Raw genomic sequence first — 15564 nt, forward strand, 5'->3', positions numbered from 1 at the left:
TTATAAGTTAAAAGTAAAAACTTACAACAGCAAATTGTTCTACAAGATAGTTTAAAAAAGAAAAATCCCAAAGAGTGATCTTTGGGATTTTTCTTTTTTAAGCCTGTAGAGGATTAAAAGAATCTTATTCTGTAATCTTTAACATTCGCCTTATCACGTAACACTTCAAGAACTTGTCCTTGCGCACGTTGTTCTAAAGCCTGAGAAATTTGTTGTTTTTGATTCACTGTATTGGTTAAAGGTGCAGGATTAGTAAATCCATTCACCATCACTACATATACGCCTTGATCACCTTTGATTACTTTTGAAAGCTTTTTAGGCTGCAATCCGAATACGGTACCTACCACTTTGTTTTCCTGAGCTATACCAGGAAGAACGGGATTGGCAAATACGATGTTCTGAACCGGAGTAACCGGACGGCCAACTTTAGATGCTACCTGATTGATAGATGATGCTCCAGAAAGAGCAGCTTCAAATTTCTCAGCAAGCATATTTGCTTTTACACGATTACGAACCATAGGTTCAATCTGTTTTTTCACTTTCTCTAAAGGTAAGATTCCAACAGGTCTGATATCCGTCATCCTTGCGACAACAAAACGGTCACCCAGTTCATATACCTTTTCAGTCATATCGCCTTCTTTGGCTTCGAATGCCCAACGAACGAGTTCGCGTGGATTTTCAATTCCGGTTACATTAGACTGAGATGTTGTAAGATTTTCAGCAACCAATTTAGTCTGACCATCTTTTTTAACGCGTGCATCAAATGATTTGGCATCAGAAACAGAAGAAAGGAAAGCGGAAGCTTTAGAAAAAGCAGCGGATTGAGTTTGACTACTGCTCGTGATCATTTTATCTACTACACCTACTTTAGCTACTCTGGAAGAACCAACTTGTTTGTCAATACGGATTACATGTGTACCATATTGAGTGGTTACTACTTTAAGATCTCCAGTCTTGCCATTAAATACAGTCTCTTCAAAAGCAGGGATCATCGATCCTCTGGCGAAGGTACCTAAGTCACCTCCTTTATCCTTTGTTGCGTCACCTCCAAATTTGGAAGCTAATTCAGCAAAATTAGCACCACCTTTAATCAGGGTATAAAGCGAATCCGCCTGAGCTTTTGCTCTTTCGGGACTGCCTGCTGTTGCTGCGGTAATTAAGATATGACTGGCTTTAACAGAATCAGGACTCATCCTGGTATCTAAAAGTTTAGCTACTTTATATGAACCATTGCTAAACACAGGACCTACTACAGTTCCAACTGCAGCGTTGAATATGGCAGAATCAAGTGCAGGATCAAGCTGACCTTTTTTCATATAAGTCAACGGCATTTTAGTATCCGCATTGATACTTACAAATAAAGAATCATTTGGCGTGGTTCTAAAGTCTGTAGCAATTTTTTGAATCATCTTCAATGTACCTGTAGAGTCACTTTTAGAAGGACTACCATTAAAAGCTACATATTCAAATGAGCGGGCTTCTTCCTTATTCAGGAATAGCTTTTTATTCTCGTTATAATAATCACTGAAATCATTATCAGTAAGCTTAACCTTATTGTCGGGTATAGAGGCATATTCCAGATTCACGTAGTTGAAATTCGCCAGTTTATTACGTTGCGAATAATCTTCACGGGCTTCAAGAGAAGTAACATAAATACTATTCTTTACCAGGTTGTTATATTTCTGAAATAAGCGATTGCGTTGAATAGACAACAGAAAATCAACCCATTGCTTACGTACAGGACTAGTTGGATCCTGTGTTTTCAGATTATTCTGAAAAGTAGCAAGTTGATTTCTATCCAACTGACCAGTTTGGGGATTACCAAAAGCCTGGATGATTTGAGGGTCAGGGTTCCTTCCTGAAACAAGATCTTCGCGTTCCTGTTCGCCTACGGTTAAACCAAGGCGTTCCACTTCTTTATTAATCAATACTTCGGAAACCTTTTGGTTCCAGGTATTTTCAAGTACGTAAGAGGCCATCTGAGGATTCAGATTAGCTTGACCCATTTGTTGCTTAAAGTTCGTTTCGTTTTGCTCTACTAAAGCTTTAAACTCATCTATTTGAACTTTTTCACCAGCAATCTCACCTACTGAAGTACGATCTCCGCCTAAAAACGGTCCACCTACTTTTACCACATCTCCAAGTAAAAATGCAACGATTGCGAAACCAATAGCTCCTACCAGGATCATCCCGGCACGATTTCGCAAGAAACTCATTATTCCCATATTAACTTTTAATTATTCTTCTTTAAAAAGAGCGCGCAAGATACAATTTTTACAAAACTATCTGAACACAAAAATGCAGATGATCTGTATCGTATTTAATTTACCAGATTACCGCCTGAAGGAAAGTTCCCTGTAGCATTGAAAATCCTTGGTTTTTTAAAGGCTTCGTCACTTTCAAAACTGGTCCCAAACAGCACATTGCCGTTTTTTTGATTAACCTGGACTAACTTATTGGAATAAAACTTATGTTGTTTTTCGTCCCATATTAGTTCGTCTGATTTGTAAACATCGCCCTTCACATTGGTAGCCACTACATTTTTTTTCAACTCCACAATGCCCTGCGCCTCCCGCCTTATTGCGTAATCGGATACAATCCGACTGGTTTCTTTTTGATTTTCGTCATAAAATATGATGGTAACACCTTTTACCATTTCATCATATTGTTTGTCTTTATACCTGTCAACCTGGGGGGCAAGCATCTTTGCCTTCACAATGGCAGAGTCACTATAGATCACTTCAACGCCATAAGATTTATCAACGGGAAGTAAGCTGTTATCAGCAGATACCTTTTCTACATCCTTCAAATCGTTCTCGCAAGAACTGAAGAAGAAGCAGATCAGTAAACTAACAGATGCCCAGGTTTTGAGACTTTTCAAGATTAATCAAATTTATATTTTCTAAACCACTGATCGTTTAATGTAAATCCTAAACTGAAGTTAACATAACGTTCGCGCACCAGAGACATAGATTCGGGACCACGTTGTCCTAGTTCGGCAGAAAAGTTTACTTTGTAAAAAGTGGTACGGGTAGGACTTGCCTGGAGAGGGAAACCGAATCCAAGGGTTATGGCCATATCATTGATATCGGTATTATTGATATTAATGTAAGTCTTGTCGTATCTGAAACCAAGTCTGTAATCGATCACTTTTAAGTAACTACCAACTGAATTAATATCGGGAGTGATCTGAGTACCAATAGCAATACCATAAGAGTTTTGAAGGCCCATATTTGTCCCTGCTTCCTTATAGTCTTTCCATTGTCCGTATTTAAAATCGGCACCAATCAACCAATTATTAGTTTTTTCAATAGTAAACCCGGCAGTATGCATCATCGGTAACTTGATAGTTGATTTTGCAGCTTCATTAAAAAAGGTGGTATCAGATGCTACATCTTCACCTTCGGCAGATTTAAGGTATCGGGTAACGACAGTGCTTCTTTCTAGATTTAAGTCGGGGCTGGCACTGCCTGAGTAACCCAAGGTTAATTTTACTTTTGGAGAAAGATTGGTAAAGTATTGTAAGCCATAGTCAAAGTTAAATCCCCCGATGCTACTATTTTGCTGTATTCTGGAATTATAAGCGCTATAATCATAAGGGAATTCAGCCGAACTGGTCTTTTCCAGTTTTCCAAATACATAACCGGCATTGAAGCCTACACTTAAGTGCTCGCCCAGTTGTACACCGTAACCCAGGTAGAATTTGGATAACCCTCCATCTCCTCCATAAACTTTATCTATGGTTGTGGAATCTACCTTGCTGCGCTTTCTGGACTGGTAACCTAAACTGCTGTAAGGAATTAACCCGAAGCTTAATGCTGATTTTTTGTTTACCGGAACGGCAAAGATAAGGTGACTGAGGGAACCTGTAAAGTCAGTTTCTGAAGCACCACCCTTACTTCTGCTTAAATATTCAGAGGAAAGACCAACATCAAACGTAGTCAGTCTGATTGATGAATAAGAGGCGGGATTAGCCAGGTTGATGTTGTTATAAGACCCTGGTTTACGTAGACCAGCAGAGATTCCACCCATTGCTCTGCTTTGAGGAAGTAAAGAACCATTTAAGGATCCTATTCCAAATTTCGAATAAGCGGAACCAGTGGTAGTTTGGGCATAGGCACTAAAGCTACCGCAAACTACAAATATTACTAATAAATTTTTAAAAATTCTACTCATTATGCTGATGAATAACTTCGTTTAAACCAATAAGCACCAGATTGGGTTCAGGGTTTATAATTCGCGCAAAGATGCTATTTTTCAGTTGTCTGACAAAAAAATTTGCATCTCCTCCACATATTAAGACCTTAAGATCGGGCCACTTTATAAAATAATCATTTATAAATCCATACATTTCATGCACGGATCCTTTTAATACACCCGCAAGTAAAGACTCTTGTGTATTTCTGCCATAACTCGCTTCAAAATCTTCATCAAGCTCTACCAACGGTAACCTTTCCGTAAAGGCATGCATAGATTTGAGTCTCATTTTCAATCCAGGGGATATTATACCACCTGAATACCTGCACCTAGTATCTAAAAAATCATACGTTATACAGGTACCAGCATCGATAGCCAGACAATTTGATTCAGGAAATATTGCTTCAGAACCTATAATTGCAGCAAATCTATCGAGCCCTAAAGTATGAGGTGTTTGATATTGGTTATCAATACGCGAAGAAACAGCTGTTGTAAAACGTATAAAATTACATCTTGACTTTAAATATTCCTCATATATTGATGATTGCTCTTTTACTGAAGATATGATTGCATTTTTGATAGCATAAGAATGCGAAAAACTATGTATAGCTTCCACGCTAAGGCTATCAATAACCTGTATATCTTTGAGTTCCCGGTTATTGAACAAGGCCATTTTAGAAAAAGTATTCCCAATGTCAATAACCAAATTAACCATTAAGCATCAACCGTTTTCAAAATAGATTCAAAGATCCCTAGTCCGTCCTGATTGCCTAGCAAAGAATCTGCAGCACGTTCAGGATGAGGCATCACTGCAAATACATTACGCTGTTTGTTACAAACGCCGGCAATGTTCTGAATAGATCCATTCGGATTAGATTCAAGAGTTACGTTTCCTGCTTCATCACAATACTTAAAAAGGATTTGATCCTGGTCATTCAGCATTTTAAGTGTATCTGCATCAGCAAAATAATTCCCTTCACCATGAGCGACAGGAATTTTCAGTGCTTTATTCAGATCCAACTGGTTTGTGACGAGTGAATCCAAAGTTTGAGGCTTCAGAAAAATATTCTTGCAATTAAATTTTCTATGATCGTTATGTAAGAGTGCCCCTGGTACAAGTCCGGCTTCTGCAAGTATTTGAAAACCATTACAGATTCCCATTACATACCCACCTTTATTGGCAAACTGAATAACTTCCTGCATGATAGGAGAAAACCGGGCGATAGCGCCTGACCTGAGATAGTCGCCAAAAGAAAAACCTCCAGGAAGAATAATAAAATCGCATTGTTGAAGATCATGGTCTTTATGCCATAATTTAACAACTTCCTGACCTAATATATTTCCTAAGACATCAACACTATCCTGATCACAGTTTGATCCCGGGAAAACAACAACTCCGAACTTCATGATACAAAACTATTTAAATTTTGATTGCTAATGGCTTTTATTTTGTTAAAAAAGGTTAATGTAGGACCGTTGGAGCGTTAAAAAAACTGAAAATACAGGATGCAAGTGACTAGAATGAAGTATAAAGATTCATAAAACCATCGTTTTTGAGCAGAAATGAAATAATGAGCCATGAAAACAGACACTGGTGCAACGGTAAGTAAAAAATGGTTCGTATGATATGGATTTTTGATATATACCGAGATTAAGGCAAAGAAAAACATAAAGAGAAGCGTTAAGTACGACTTTCTAAGATGCACATTACTCCGGTTTAACTTCTGACTGATGGTTAAAAGAGAAAAGAATAAGATGAATAGCACAGGCAGAAACACCCAATAATCCTTTATATCTATTGCAGAGGAAGGTTGAAGGGCTTTGGCGAAAGGAAAGGCATTTTGAATAAATATCGCCCATGAACCATTCAAATAATTGATCATGGTAAGAAGAAGACAAACGGTTAAAAAACCAATAATGCCGGCTACCCATTCGCGCCAGTTAAATGGTCGGAATATAATCAATACAAACCACAAGAGCGGCAACATAGCCAGGAAAGGAAAATACACCAAGGTTCCTGCACCTACAATCATTCCCATATCAAAAATAACGCTTATTGCTTTGTCCTTTCTATAGATACTAAGAAACTTTTCTATCAGCCATAACATGAAAAAATTAGCAATTAATACCTGGCTTAAAATCAGGAAGGAAGGTAAAAGCGCTGACATGGTCATGAACATCAGTGCAGGCAGAAAAGTCGGCTTGGGCAGCAGATTATAATTATTAACAATACGATTTAGGAGCAATGATTGAAAGAACGTGAGGATAAGCGCATAAAAAACAGCACTAAAGGGACTAAAAAAATCGGCAGGCAAGTTAAATAATGTTCCGGTATAGGGCTCAACAAGTGATATATCTACAGATTGGGGTAAATTATAGATCACTCCAAGTCTGAGAAATACAGCTACTAATACAAGAAGAAGCAGGTTAAAAGGATTTAATGTTCTAAATTGATTGATCATGCCGGATGAATACCTAATAAGAAAGGCAATATTATGAACTTTTTCTTATCCTTTCTAACTGCTTTAAATGATGACGGGTATGAATTTCAATGAAGCGCAACCATTCATGCGAATTGAGTCTCCCAAACCGGGGATGGCGGATCCTATTATCTTTAGGTGTTTTAATTAGTTTAGGAAGAAGCTCCTTGATTTTATCATTAGATTTAATCAGGTCATTTTTAGCTTCTTCTTTACTGATGCATTTTACTATGAAGGCAATATTGGGTGGTGACTTAATTTTTAGTGGAGGGAATATTCCCATAAAAAAAATCAGGCGTGCAATTAAGTTAGGACCCGAACTTCTATGTTTGGGTTTTGCGTGAATACACCTCTCCAGTGCCAGTATAGACCTTGCGTTTACCTGGAGCACGTGGCAGTAAATCTCCGAAGAGGACCAGCCCCCATGCGGTGGTGGTTTAATAAAATTATCCTCATCTATTTCTTTCAATAAAGCCAGGTAAGAAGTGATGGCCTCTTTTATAGAAAGCGCACTTGCGGGAATACTCATAGGATAAGTAGTAAATCGTCCAAATTGTGTATTTCCTTAGTCACATCAGAGGGTTTTTGCTGAAGGGTAGGATTAAAAAAGATGGCATCCATTCCAAAATCCATTGCGCCCCTTATATCAGCTTCAATACTATCCCCGATCATAACACTTTCTTCTTTAAGTGCCCCCGCTCCGTTTAGTGCATACTCAAAAATGTCACGATGCGGCTTATTTGCCCCTACATTTTCAGATATCACTACGGTTTCAAAATATTGACCCAAATTGGACAGGTTAATTTTCATTAGCGCCTGCTCCCTAAAGCCATTGGTAATTAAATGAAGTTTGTATTTACTAAACAGATAGGAAAGCGTTTCATGAGCCTGTGGGAATAAATTAGTCTTGGTGGAACAGGTATGCAGATAAACATCCTCAAAATCCGTCGGAATCTGATCGGCACAAACGCCCATGGCTTCAAAGGTATTTTTAAAACGGGACTGCCGCAATTCTTCTTTAGTAATTTGACCAAGATGATACGATGCCCATAACGCGTGATTATGATAGGTATAATGCTCGACAAATGAATGAACACTACTTAATCCAAGTTCCTGTAATGAATAAGTGAGATAAAGTTCGTGAAGCGTTTCTGCTGCATTCTTATCGAAGTCCCAGATGGTATGATCCAGATCAAAAAATATATGATTGTATTTCATTCAGAGAATTTAGTCTTTAATTCCATAAGCAATATCGCCAGCGTCGCCTAAACCAGGTACGATATAGGCTTTAGTCGTCATTTCCTCATCAATGTCGCCTATCCACAGTTTTGCCCGGGGAAGATTTGCTTTGACATGCGCAATTCCTTCTACGCTGGCTATAACGGAAACGATATGAAGCTGCTTAATGTTATAGCGGGCAATGATTTCTTTACAGCTCAGTACCATACTTTGGCCTGTAGCAATCACCGTATCAGAAACAATAAGCACTTTGTCGTTCAAGTCCGGACTGCTTACATATTCCTTTTGAATAGTAAAAGTACCGTCTTTTGTGGTTTTACGATACGCGGCTATAAAGGCTGAATCGGCACGATCAAAGTAATTCAATAAACCCTGTTGTAAGGGCAGCCCCGCCCGAAGAATGGTTGCAATTACGGGATAGTTATCAATTACCGGGACGGAAGCAATACCTAGAGGTGTTTCGAAATCTGTTTCAACAAAATTCAATGTCTTGCTGATTTCATAGGCAAAAATCTCACCTATGCGTTCTAAGTTTCTACGAAAGCGCATGCTGTCCTGCTGAATCTGAGCGTCTCTCAGTTCAGCAATAAAGTTGTTGGCGATGCTGGATGTATTAGTCAAGATAAACATTAAGTTAAAAATAAGCATTTTAATACATGAAGTGTAAAATTTTTGGGGCTAATTTTGACCAATTTCTTCAAGCTATGCAAAGCATTGTTTTTTTATATCCCTGCCTTATCTATTCATTTTTATTTGATATGTTTTCGTCCTTATAAATACGTATTTTTGAGTTGATGGATTTTAAGTTAATATCAGATTATAAGCCGATGGGTGACCAACCGGAAGCGATCAGACAATTAGTAGATGGTGTAGAGAGAGAGGAAAACTATCAAACTTTACTGGGGGTAACCGGTTCGGGGAAAACATTTTCCATAGCCAATGTGATTCAACAGACGCAAAAGCCAACACTTATTCTAAGTCACAATAAAACCCTGGCGGCTCAATTATATGGAGAGTTTAAACAGTTTTTTCCGGAGAATTCGGTTAATTACTTTGTTTCCTATTACGATTACTATCAGCCGGAGGCCTACATTGCCACCACAAATACGTATATAGAAAAGGATCTTCAGATTAATGAAGAGATTGAGAAACTCCGTTTAAGGACGACCTCGTCTTTGATGTCTGGACGAAGGGATATCATTGTCGTTTCTTCAATTTCCTGCATCTATGGTATGGGAAATCCTGAAGATTTTAGCAATTCAGTATTTAGTTTTGCAGTAGGCACAACGATCAGCAGGAATGCATTTCTGCACCGTCTGGTAGAAATCCTTTATTCGCGGACAACAGCTGATTTTAAAAGAGGGACATTCCGGGTAAAGGGTGATACGGTAGATATTTATCCGGCCTATTTAGACTATGCCTATCGGATTTCCTTTTTTGGGGATGATATAGAAGAACTGATGGCAATAGATCCTGAGACTGGTAAAACACTGGAGAAAATGGTACATATGGTCCTTTATCCTGCAAATCTGTTTGTAACGCCTAAAGAACGTTTCACAGAATCTATCTGGGCCATTCAGGAAGAGCTGGAGATCAGGAAAAAGCAGTTATTGGATGATCAGCGATTTTTAGAAGCAAAACGTCTCGAAGAACGGGTTAATTATGATCTGGAGATGATGCGTGAGCTTGGCTATTGCAGTGGTATTGAAAACTACTCCCGCTTTTTTGATGGACGGACACCAGGAATGCGACCATTTTGTTTGCTTGATTATTTTCCGGATGACTACCTGATGGTGATTGATGAAAGCCATGTAACCGTACCACAAATCAGAGCAATGTATGGTGGTGACCGTTCAAGAAAGATGGCATTGGTTGATTATGGATTCCGTTTGCCTGCAGCATTAGATAACAGACCGCTTAATTTTGAAGAATTTGAACGTCTTGCACCTCAAACTATCTATGTTAGTGCAACCCCTGGAGATTTTGAACTGGAAAAATCAGGTGGTGTGGTTGTGGAACAGGTAATTCGGCCGACAGGTTTACTGGACCCTCCTATCGAAATCAGACCCGTTGGAAACCAAGTAGACGATTTACTGAACGAGGTGGATAAAACGGTTAAAGATGGAGGTCGAATACTGGTGACTACACTAACCAAGCGCATGTCTGAAGAACTTGCCAAATACATGGACAGGTTGGGAATTAAGGTTCGCTACATACATTCGGAGGTTAAAACACTTGAAAGGGTAGAAATACTGCGTGGTCTTCGATTAGGCGAGTTCGATGTGCTGATTGGGATTAACTTACTCCGCGAAGGATTAGATCTGCCAGAAGTATCCCTGGTGGCTATTCTGGATGCCGACAAAGAAGGGTTCTTACGTTCACATCGTTCTTTAATTCAAACCATAGGAAGAGCTGCGCGAAATGTACGCGGAAGGGTGATCATGTATGCAGATAAAACGACAGAGAGCATGCGGATTACGATAGAGGAGACGAACCGGCGTCGTGAGAAACAGATGCTTTATAATGAAGAGAACGGAATTACACCGACTACGGTAGGAAAGTCCAGGGAAGCAATTATGGAACAAACCTCTGTAGTAGATTTTAAAGGTGGCATTCAGAAAGTGTACACGGGATATGACGAAGCAATTAGCATTGCGGCAGACCCTATCGTGCAGTATATGACGAAAGCTGAGCTTAAGAAGGCCATAGAGAAAGCGAAAAAAGATATGATGGTGGCAGCGAAAGACATGGATTTTCTGATGGCAGCCAAAACCCGTGATGAAATGTTTGCGTTGGAGAAGATGATGGAAGAACGATTTGGCGATAAGAGAATAAAATCATGAACGGACAAAATAGAAAAGATATATATCCGGGACTTGAGGTTGATGTTATTTTAAAACAAGATCAACGCTCAGGTAAATTAACAAGAGGCATTGTGAGTAATCTTCTTACCAGCTCTTCTTTTCACTCAAGAGGGATTAAAGTTAGATTAGAAGATGGCCAGGTTGGACGTGTTGCCTATATTACAGACGAAAATGAGGATTAATTACCGTCGTACAAATGTAAATGTTAAAGTGCATTTGTAATAAGTAACCAATTTTATCGTCATATTTGCAGATTAATTATGACAGCTTTACTTAAATTTTTACTTATAACAATCCTCGTCATGTGGCTTATCAGAATGATAGCCAAACTTTTACTGCCTTTTCTGTTTAAAAAGATGGTGAAAAAAGCGCAGGATAAATTTAATTCATCAACCGGGCAACAGCCTTTTGGTCAGCAACAGGCTCATCCGCCCCGTACTAATGGGAAAATTAGTATAGATTTTATCCCTCCGAAGGATAAAGAAGCACGGGCAGCTGATAAAGCAGGCGATTTTATTGACTTTGAAGATTTAAAATAAGCAAATTACCCATATAGCTATTTGCTATACCCTAAAAAGTTCTATTTTTGGTCTTCAATTAAAGATCGAATGAGTAACTGGTTTAAACGAAATGGCGTACACGTAGCCATTATTGTATTTTTCATAGTATTATGCTTTGTTTACTTTAGTCCGGCCATACAGGGGAAGGTATTGTATCAGGGTGATGTTTTGCAGGCGAAGGCCATGCAGAAGGAAATCATGGATTATACCATAAAGGACGGGAAAGCTCCTTTGTGGACAAACTCCATGTTTGGAGGGATGCCCGCATTTCAAATATGGGCGCAATACCCCAAAAATGTAACTTCTTATTTTATACGCTTCTTTACTTCTGTATTTCCAAACCCGGTATATAATGTTCTGCTTTATCTGCTTGGTGCTTATTTATTATTTATAGCACTTAAGGTCAGGCCGGCACTCGCATTAGCAGGTGCCATTGCCATTGCATTTTCATCGTATAACTTCATCATCATTGAAGCCGGGCATACCAATAAAGCTTTTGCTATAGCATTTTTTGCACCTATCCTGGCAGGAGTCTTACTCACATTCAGAGGGCGGTATTTATGGGGGGCAATGCTTACCGCACTTTTCCTCGCTATAGAGATCCGGGCGAATCACATCCAGATGACCTATTATTTATTCATTGCCTTGCTGATACTGGCAGGTATTGAACTATATCACGCTATTAAAAATAAAACGCTGCCTGCTTTTACAAAAAGCGTCGGCTATCTGGCTGCTGCAGTATTATTGGCGGCGGCTGTTAATGCTGGTACGCTATGGGTAACTTATGAATACGGTCAGGAGACGATACGTGGCAAATCTAACCTGAGTCAGGACGCCAACGCTGGTAAACCATCTTCAGGTTTGGATCGTGAATATGCTTATGGATGGAGTCAGGGTGTTGGAGAAACGATCACTTTTCTTATTCCAAACGCGTATGGCGGAGAGTCAGGACATAAGCTGGATAAAGATTCGGAAGTTGGAAAGACACTTGCAGCCAAGGGCATCCCACAGGATCAATTGGAAGGCGCTGTGCAACAATTACAACAATATGGACTGCTGAACACCTATTGGGGTGATAAACCTTTTACATCAGGCCCATATTACTTTGGTGCTGTTATATGCTTCTTATTTGTCGCCGGTTTATTTATAGTTCGTGATCGGATTAAATGGTGGATTGTGGGTGCTACACTTTTAAGTTTGTTTTTATCCTTTGGGAAGAACCTACCTTTTATTTCTGATCTATTTTTCGACTATTTCCCATTATACAATAAGTTTAGGGCTGTGGAGTCTATATTAGTCATCGCTGGCCTGTTGTTCCCTGTTCTCGCTATCCTGACGATTCAGGAGATTGCTGAAGGTAAACAGGATGCAAAAGATCTCTTAAAGAAGACTTTATATTCTTTGTATATCACTGGCGGAATTCTACTTCTGATCATTCTGCTGCCGAGTGTATTTCTGGGTTTCAAAACTGTAAATCACGAAGAAGTATTAAAAGGGCTTACTCAGGCTACCGGAGATCAAGGATTTGCTAATTCTTTAGCAAGCGCATTGATTGAAGACCGGGTAAGTCTGGCTAGAACGGATGCATTCCGCTCACTGATTTTCGTTCTTATTGGTGCTGGTCTTATTTGGGCACTGATTAAGAAATCGATCAAGCAGGAATATGTCTACGGATTGTTTGCAATTGTTATATTAATCGATATGTGGGGGGTAGACCGCAGATATTTGAACAATGATAAGTTCGTAGATAAAAGTACCATTGAGCAAAACTTCAAACCACGTCAGGTTGATGAGTTGATATTAAGGGATCCTAGTTTGGACTATCGTGTTCTTGATTTAACCATCAATACTTTTTCCAGTGCCAATGCATCTTATTTTCATAAAACTATAGGTGGATACCATGCTGCAAAACTTAAACGTTTCCAGGAAGTGCTGGATAAGCAGTTTAATAATTCCATCAATGAGGATGTGCTGGATATGCTGAATACCAAATATGTGATTACCAACGATGAAAAGGGACAATCGCAACGGATTCAAAACAGAAGCACTACTTGTGGAAACGCCTGGTTTGTATCTAATATCTTATATGTTAAAAACGCTGACGAGGAAATGCAGGGCATCAGTAGCTTTAATCCATCGAAAGAGGCAATTGTGGACGAAAGCTTCAAACCTCTGATTGACGGGAAAAAAGTAGGAGCACCTGATCCTAATGCAAAAATAACGTTAACAGATTACCATCCTGATCACCTGACATATGACTATACTGCCGGTAAAGACATGATTGCTGTGTTTGCAGAAATATGGTATGATAAAGGATGGAATGCTTATGTTGACGGTGAAAAGATCCCTTATTTCAGGGCAAACTATATTCTTCGTGCTGCACAGCTTCCGGGAGGAAATCATAAATTGGAGTTCAAGTTTGAGCCTGTATCCTATTATGCCGGTGAAAATATCTCTTTGGCAGCTTCTATACTTCTTATAGGAGGAATAGGGTTTGCGGGATACAAGGAGAGGAAGAAGGGTATTAAAAAATAATTTTAATAGAGCGTCTTTATTGGATTTATACCAATAGAGGCCGAGTGATTGCATTAAAGCCTAAGCAACAGGATCAGTATAATTATCCTGTTGCTTAGGCTTTTAATTTACCTGTTGCTTCTTTCCCAACAAAAGATATAATATTGATCCTAATATTGGCATTAGAATAACTATAAGTACCCAAATCAGTTTAGTTGTTTCATCTGTAAACTTCGATTTTATAATATCTAAAAGGCAAAGAATTATTAATACGATTGGGATTAAGGCAAGCATAATTAATATTAATTCAGCGCTTCCTACATTCAAAAACAGCAATTGAGTTATACCTAGCATAGTGATCTAATTTAGACCCAATTATAACAAATTTTTCAGAACAATCGCTGAATTGGTTTATGCTAAGTGATCATAAAAAAGCCTGCTACGTTTTTCTCGTAACAGGCTTTTTTATGATTCCTTTTATTATTTTAGTCGGGCAATACCCCCAAGGAATGTAGCCTGAATGGTTGCACCTTTAGTAGCTGTTGCTGTTGCAAGATCTACCTGGTATATATTGCATACGCTGTTTACAGTCGCGGCAGCATATACCTTTCCATCTTCCAATAATGCGGCGAAACTTCTTCCACCATTACCATCGAATAAAGGGGAGTTAACTACCGGAGTAATCGTTTTCGCGCTTAAATCTACAATAGCAAATTTAAGGCTTGCATCAGCCCACTGACCGGTACTTGCAACATTAGTGATTTCAGCAAATAGCTTATTATTTCCTACGTACATGGCATGAATAATCTTACCACCGTTGGTTGCTGTTTCGGTGTTAAAATAATAGTTGGCATCGAACACAGTGGTTCCGGAAGCGATTTTAAGAATCCCTGCTGCTTTGGTCTTTTTAGAATACCCATAGCTATTGTGTGAAACGGTATAAAGGTCGCCGGATTCGGTTTTGAAAATACCAGAGCGGGTATTGAAACCACCTGAGGGGCCTGTACGGGTATCGGTGATGACTTTCTCCAAAACGAAACCGGGATAACTATAAATGGCTACGTAATTATTGTCTGTATTTTGGGTTACATAGGTCGTTGCGTTGATTGGATAAAAGGTTTGATATAACCTGGAGCCGCTTACTTCCAATCCTGTATGCAAGATCCAGTCCTGTGCACTTGGATAAATGCTGTTCACAGGTACATTAACTTTAGTAATAATAGCATTTGTAGCCACATTAACAGTATAAAAACTGGCGTTTAGTCCCGCAGTTGGTCCACCTGGTGAAGATAGCCCGATCATCGTTTTTCCGGTACCATCAACATCTTTAAAATCTGTATTTCCTGCGTCAAAAACAAGACCTGTCTTGGTTGTCAATTTGTCGGAAGCATCCAGAGAGATCGTATTTACGTCCGTTACACCAAGACCACCTACACTGTAAAAAATGGTACCACCAAAAGCATAATCACGGTAACCTGTTTGTAGAAGACCATTGCCTACCGGGCTGATAGTACCACTCATGAGATCGCTCGTTTGAATGACATAGTTAGTCGTTGCTTCTGTAGTAGTTACACCTACACCCAGTGCATATACTTTTGTACCTGCGTCAACGGTGGTATCATCATTATCTTTACTGCAGGATGCAAGGCTAACTGCTAACGCAGCAAAAAAGAGAGTGTTAAATAGATTTTTATTATTCATTGCTTTAAA

Annotated in this window: 15 protein-coding genes; 4 read left to right on the forward strand and 11 right to left on the reverse strand. The window is 39.1% G+C overall.

All coding sequences use genetic code 11. The features are described 5' to 3' along the window. Window positions 1-113 precede the first annotated feature (113 nt). The 9 genes from BFL47_RS09735 to upp form a co-directional block, all read right to left on the reverse strand. On the reverse strand, window positions 114-2216 hold the full coding sequence (locus BFL47_RS09735) for a peptidylprolyl isomerase (protein ID WP_317042931.1): 2103 nt from the start codon (window positions 2214-2216) through the stop codon (window positions 114-116). Window positions 2217-2320: 104 nt separating this feature from the next. Next, window positions 2321-2881, reverse strand: a complete 561-nt coding sequence (gene lptC / locus BFL47_RS09740) for an LPS export ABC transporter periplasmic protein LptC (RefSeq protein ID WP_069659607.1) — start codon at window positions 2879-2881, stop codon at window positions 2321-2323. Window positions 2882-2883: 2 nt separating this feature from the next. Continuing rightward, window positions 2884-4176: a porin family protein gene (locus BFL47_RS09745; RefSeq protein ID WP_069659608.1), complete on the reverse strand. Its 1293-nt coding sequence runs from the start codon at window positions 4174-4176 to the stop codon at window positions 2884-2886. Then, complete coding sequence (locus tag BFL47_RS09750) at window positions 4169-4912, reverse strand: type III pantothenate kinase (protein ID WP_069659609.1); 744 nt, start codon at window positions 4910-4912, stop codon at window positions 4169-4171. Before BFL47_RS09750 ends, BFL47_RS09745 begins: the two co-directional genes overlap by 8 nt. Continuing rightward, a complete protein-coding gene (gene purQ / locus BFL47_RS09755; RefSeq protein WP_069659610.1) occupies window positions 4912-5604 on the reverse strand; it encodes a phosphoribosylformylglycinamidine synthase subunit PurQ in 693 nt (230 codons plus the stop codon). The genes BFL47_RS09750 and purQ overlap by 1 nt, the downstream gene beginning before the upstream one ends. Window positions 5605-5681: 77 nt before the next feature. Then, window positions 5682-6659, reverse strand: coding sequence for a DUF6427 family protein (locus tag BFL47_RS09760; RefSeq protein WP_069659611.1), 978 nt, complete (start codon window positions 6657-6659; stop codon window positions 5682-5684). Window positions 6660-6690: 31 nt separating this feature from the next. Beyond that, window positions 6691-7206, reverse strand: a complete 516-nt coding sequence (locus BFL47_RS09765) for a DinB family protein (RefSeq protein ID WP_069659612.1) — start codon at window positions 7204-7206, stop codon at window positions 6691-6693. After that, on the reverse strand, window positions 7203-7895 hold the full coding sequence (locus tag BFL47_RS09770) for a YjjG family noncanonical pyrimidine nucleotidase (protein ID WP_069659613.1): 693 nt from the start codon (window positions 7893-7895) through the stop codon (window positions 7203-7205). The genes BFL47_RS09765 and BFL47_RS09770 overlap by 4 nt, the downstream gene beginning before the upstream one ends. A 9-nt stretch (window positions 7896-7904) precedes the next feature. After that, on the reverse strand, window positions 7905-8546 hold the full coding sequence (upp, locus tag BFL47_RS09775) for a uracil phosphoribosyltransferase (protein WP_083257107.1): 642 nt from the start codon (window positions 8544-8546) through the stop codon (window positions 7905-7907). Window positions 8547-8710: 164 nt separating this feature from the next. On the opposite strand from upp, the gene uvrB reads away from it, so the two are divergent. From uvrB to BFL47_RS09795, 4 genes are all read left to right on the forward strand, one after another. After that, window positions 8711-10759, forward strand: a complete 2049-nt coding sequence (gene uvrB, locus BFL47_RS09780; protein ID WP_069659615.1) for an excinuclease ABC subunit UvrB — start codon at window positions 8711-8713, stop codon at window positions 10757-10759. Continuing rightward, the gene (locus BFL47_RS09785; protein WP_069659616.1) at window positions 10756-10962 is read left to right on the forward strand and encodes a YwbE family protein; all 207 of its coding nucleotides are present in this window, start codon (window positions 10756-10758) and stop codon (window positions 10960-10962) included. The genes uvrB and BFL47_RS09785 overlap by 4 nt, the downstream gene beginning before the upstream one ends. 78 nt (window positions 10963-11040) lie before the next feature. Further along, on the forward strand, window positions 11041-11319 hold the full coding sequence (locus tag BFL47_RS09790; RefSeq protein WP_069659617.1) for a DUF4834 family protein: 279 nt from the start codon (window positions 11041-11043) through the stop codon (window positions 11317-11319). 69 nt (window positions 11320-11388) lie between these two features. Continuing rightward, a complete protein-coding gene (locus BFL47_RS09795; protein WP_069659618.1) occupies window positions 11389-13875 on the forward strand; it encodes a YfhO family protein in 2487 nt (828 codons plus the stop codon). Between the two features lie 102 nt (window positions 13876-13977). Here BFL47_RS09795 and BFL47_RS20500 read toward each other — a convergent pair whose 3' ends face one another. Continuing rightward, on the reverse strand, window positions 13978-14208 hold the full coding sequence (locus BFL47_RS20500; protein ID WP_069659619.1) for a PLD nuclease N-terminal domain-containing protein: 231 nt from the start codon (window positions 14206-14208) through the stop codon (window positions 13978-13980). Between the two features lie 126 nt (window positions 14209-14334). Beyond that, on the reverse strand, window positions 14335-15555 hold the full coding sequence (locus BFL47_RS09805) for a DUF4374 domain-containing protein (RefSeq protein WP_069659620.1): 1221 nt from the start codon (window positions 15553-15555) through the stop codon (window positions 14335-14337). Window positions 15556-15564: the final 9 nt, after the last annotated feature.

This window comes from Arcticibacter eurypsychrophilus, from assembly GCF_001730525.1.
Lineage (GTDB): Bacteria > Bacteroidota > Bacteroidia > Sphingobacteriales > Sphingobacteriaceae > Arcticibacter > Arcticibacter eurypsychrophilus.

What these genes read in the sequence shown, in the direction of transcription:
- BFL47_RS09735 (WP_317042931.1), bottom strand. Translation starts at nt 2,216, where the DNA reads ATGAGTTTCTTGCGAAATCGTGCCGGGATGATCCTGGTAGGAGCTATT.
- BFL47_RS09745 (WP_069659608.1), bottom strand. Translation starts at nt 4,176, where the DNA reads ATGAGTAGAATTTTTAAAAATTTATTAGTAATATTTGTAGTTTGCGGT.
- BFL47_RS09750 (WP_069659609.1), bottom strand. Translation starts at nt 4,912, where the DNA reads ATGGTTAATTTGGTTATTGACATTGGGAATACTTTTTCTAAAATGGCC.
- purQ (WP_069659610.1), bottom strand. Translation starts at nt 5,604, where the DNA reads ATGAAGTTCGGAGTTGTTGTTTTCCCGGGATCAAACTGTGATCAGGAT.
- BFL47_RS09760 (WP_069659611.1), bottom strand. Translation starts at nt 6,659, where the DNA reads ATGATCAATCAATTTAGAACATTAAATCCTTTTAACCTGCTTCTTCTT.
- BFL47_RS09765 (WP_069659612.1), bottom strand. Translation starts at nt 7,206, where the DNA reads ATGAGTATTCCCGCAAGTGCGCTTTCTATAAAAGAGGCCATCACTTCT.
- BFL47_RS09770 (WP_069659613.1), bottom strand. Translation starts at nt 7,895, where the DNA reads ATGAAATACAATCATATATTTTTTGATCTGGATCATACCATCTGGGAC.
- upp (WP_083257107.1), bottom strand. Translation starts at nt 8,546, where the DNA reads ATGTTTATCTTGACTAATACATCCAGCATCGCCAACAACTTTATTGCT.
- uvrB (WP_069659615.1), top strand. Translation starts at nt 8,711, where the DNA reads ATGGATTTTAAGTTAATATCAGATTATAAGCCGATGGGTGACCAACCG.
- BFL47_RS09785 (WP_069659616.1), top strand. Translation starts at nt 10,756, where the DNA reads ATGAACGGACAAAATAGAAAAGATATATATCCGGGACTTGAGGTTGAT.
- BFL47_RS09790 (WP_069659617.1), top strand. Translation starts at nt 11,041, where the DNA reads ATGACAGCTTTACTTAAATTTTTACTTATAACAATCCTCGTCATGTGG.
- BFL47_RS09795 (WP_069659618.1), top strand. Translation starts at nt 11,389, where the DNA reads ATGAGTAACTGGTTTAAACGAAATGGCGTACACGTAGCCATTATTGTA.
- BFL47_RS20500 (WP_069659619.1), bottom strand. Translation starts at nt 14,208, where the DNA reads ATGCTAGGTATAACTCAATTGCTGTTTTTGAATGTAGGAAGCGCTGAA.
- BFL47_RS09805 (WP_069659620.1), bottom strand. Translation starts at nt 15,555, where the DNA reads ATGAATAATAAAAATCTATTTAACACTCTCTTTTTTGCTGCGTTAGCA.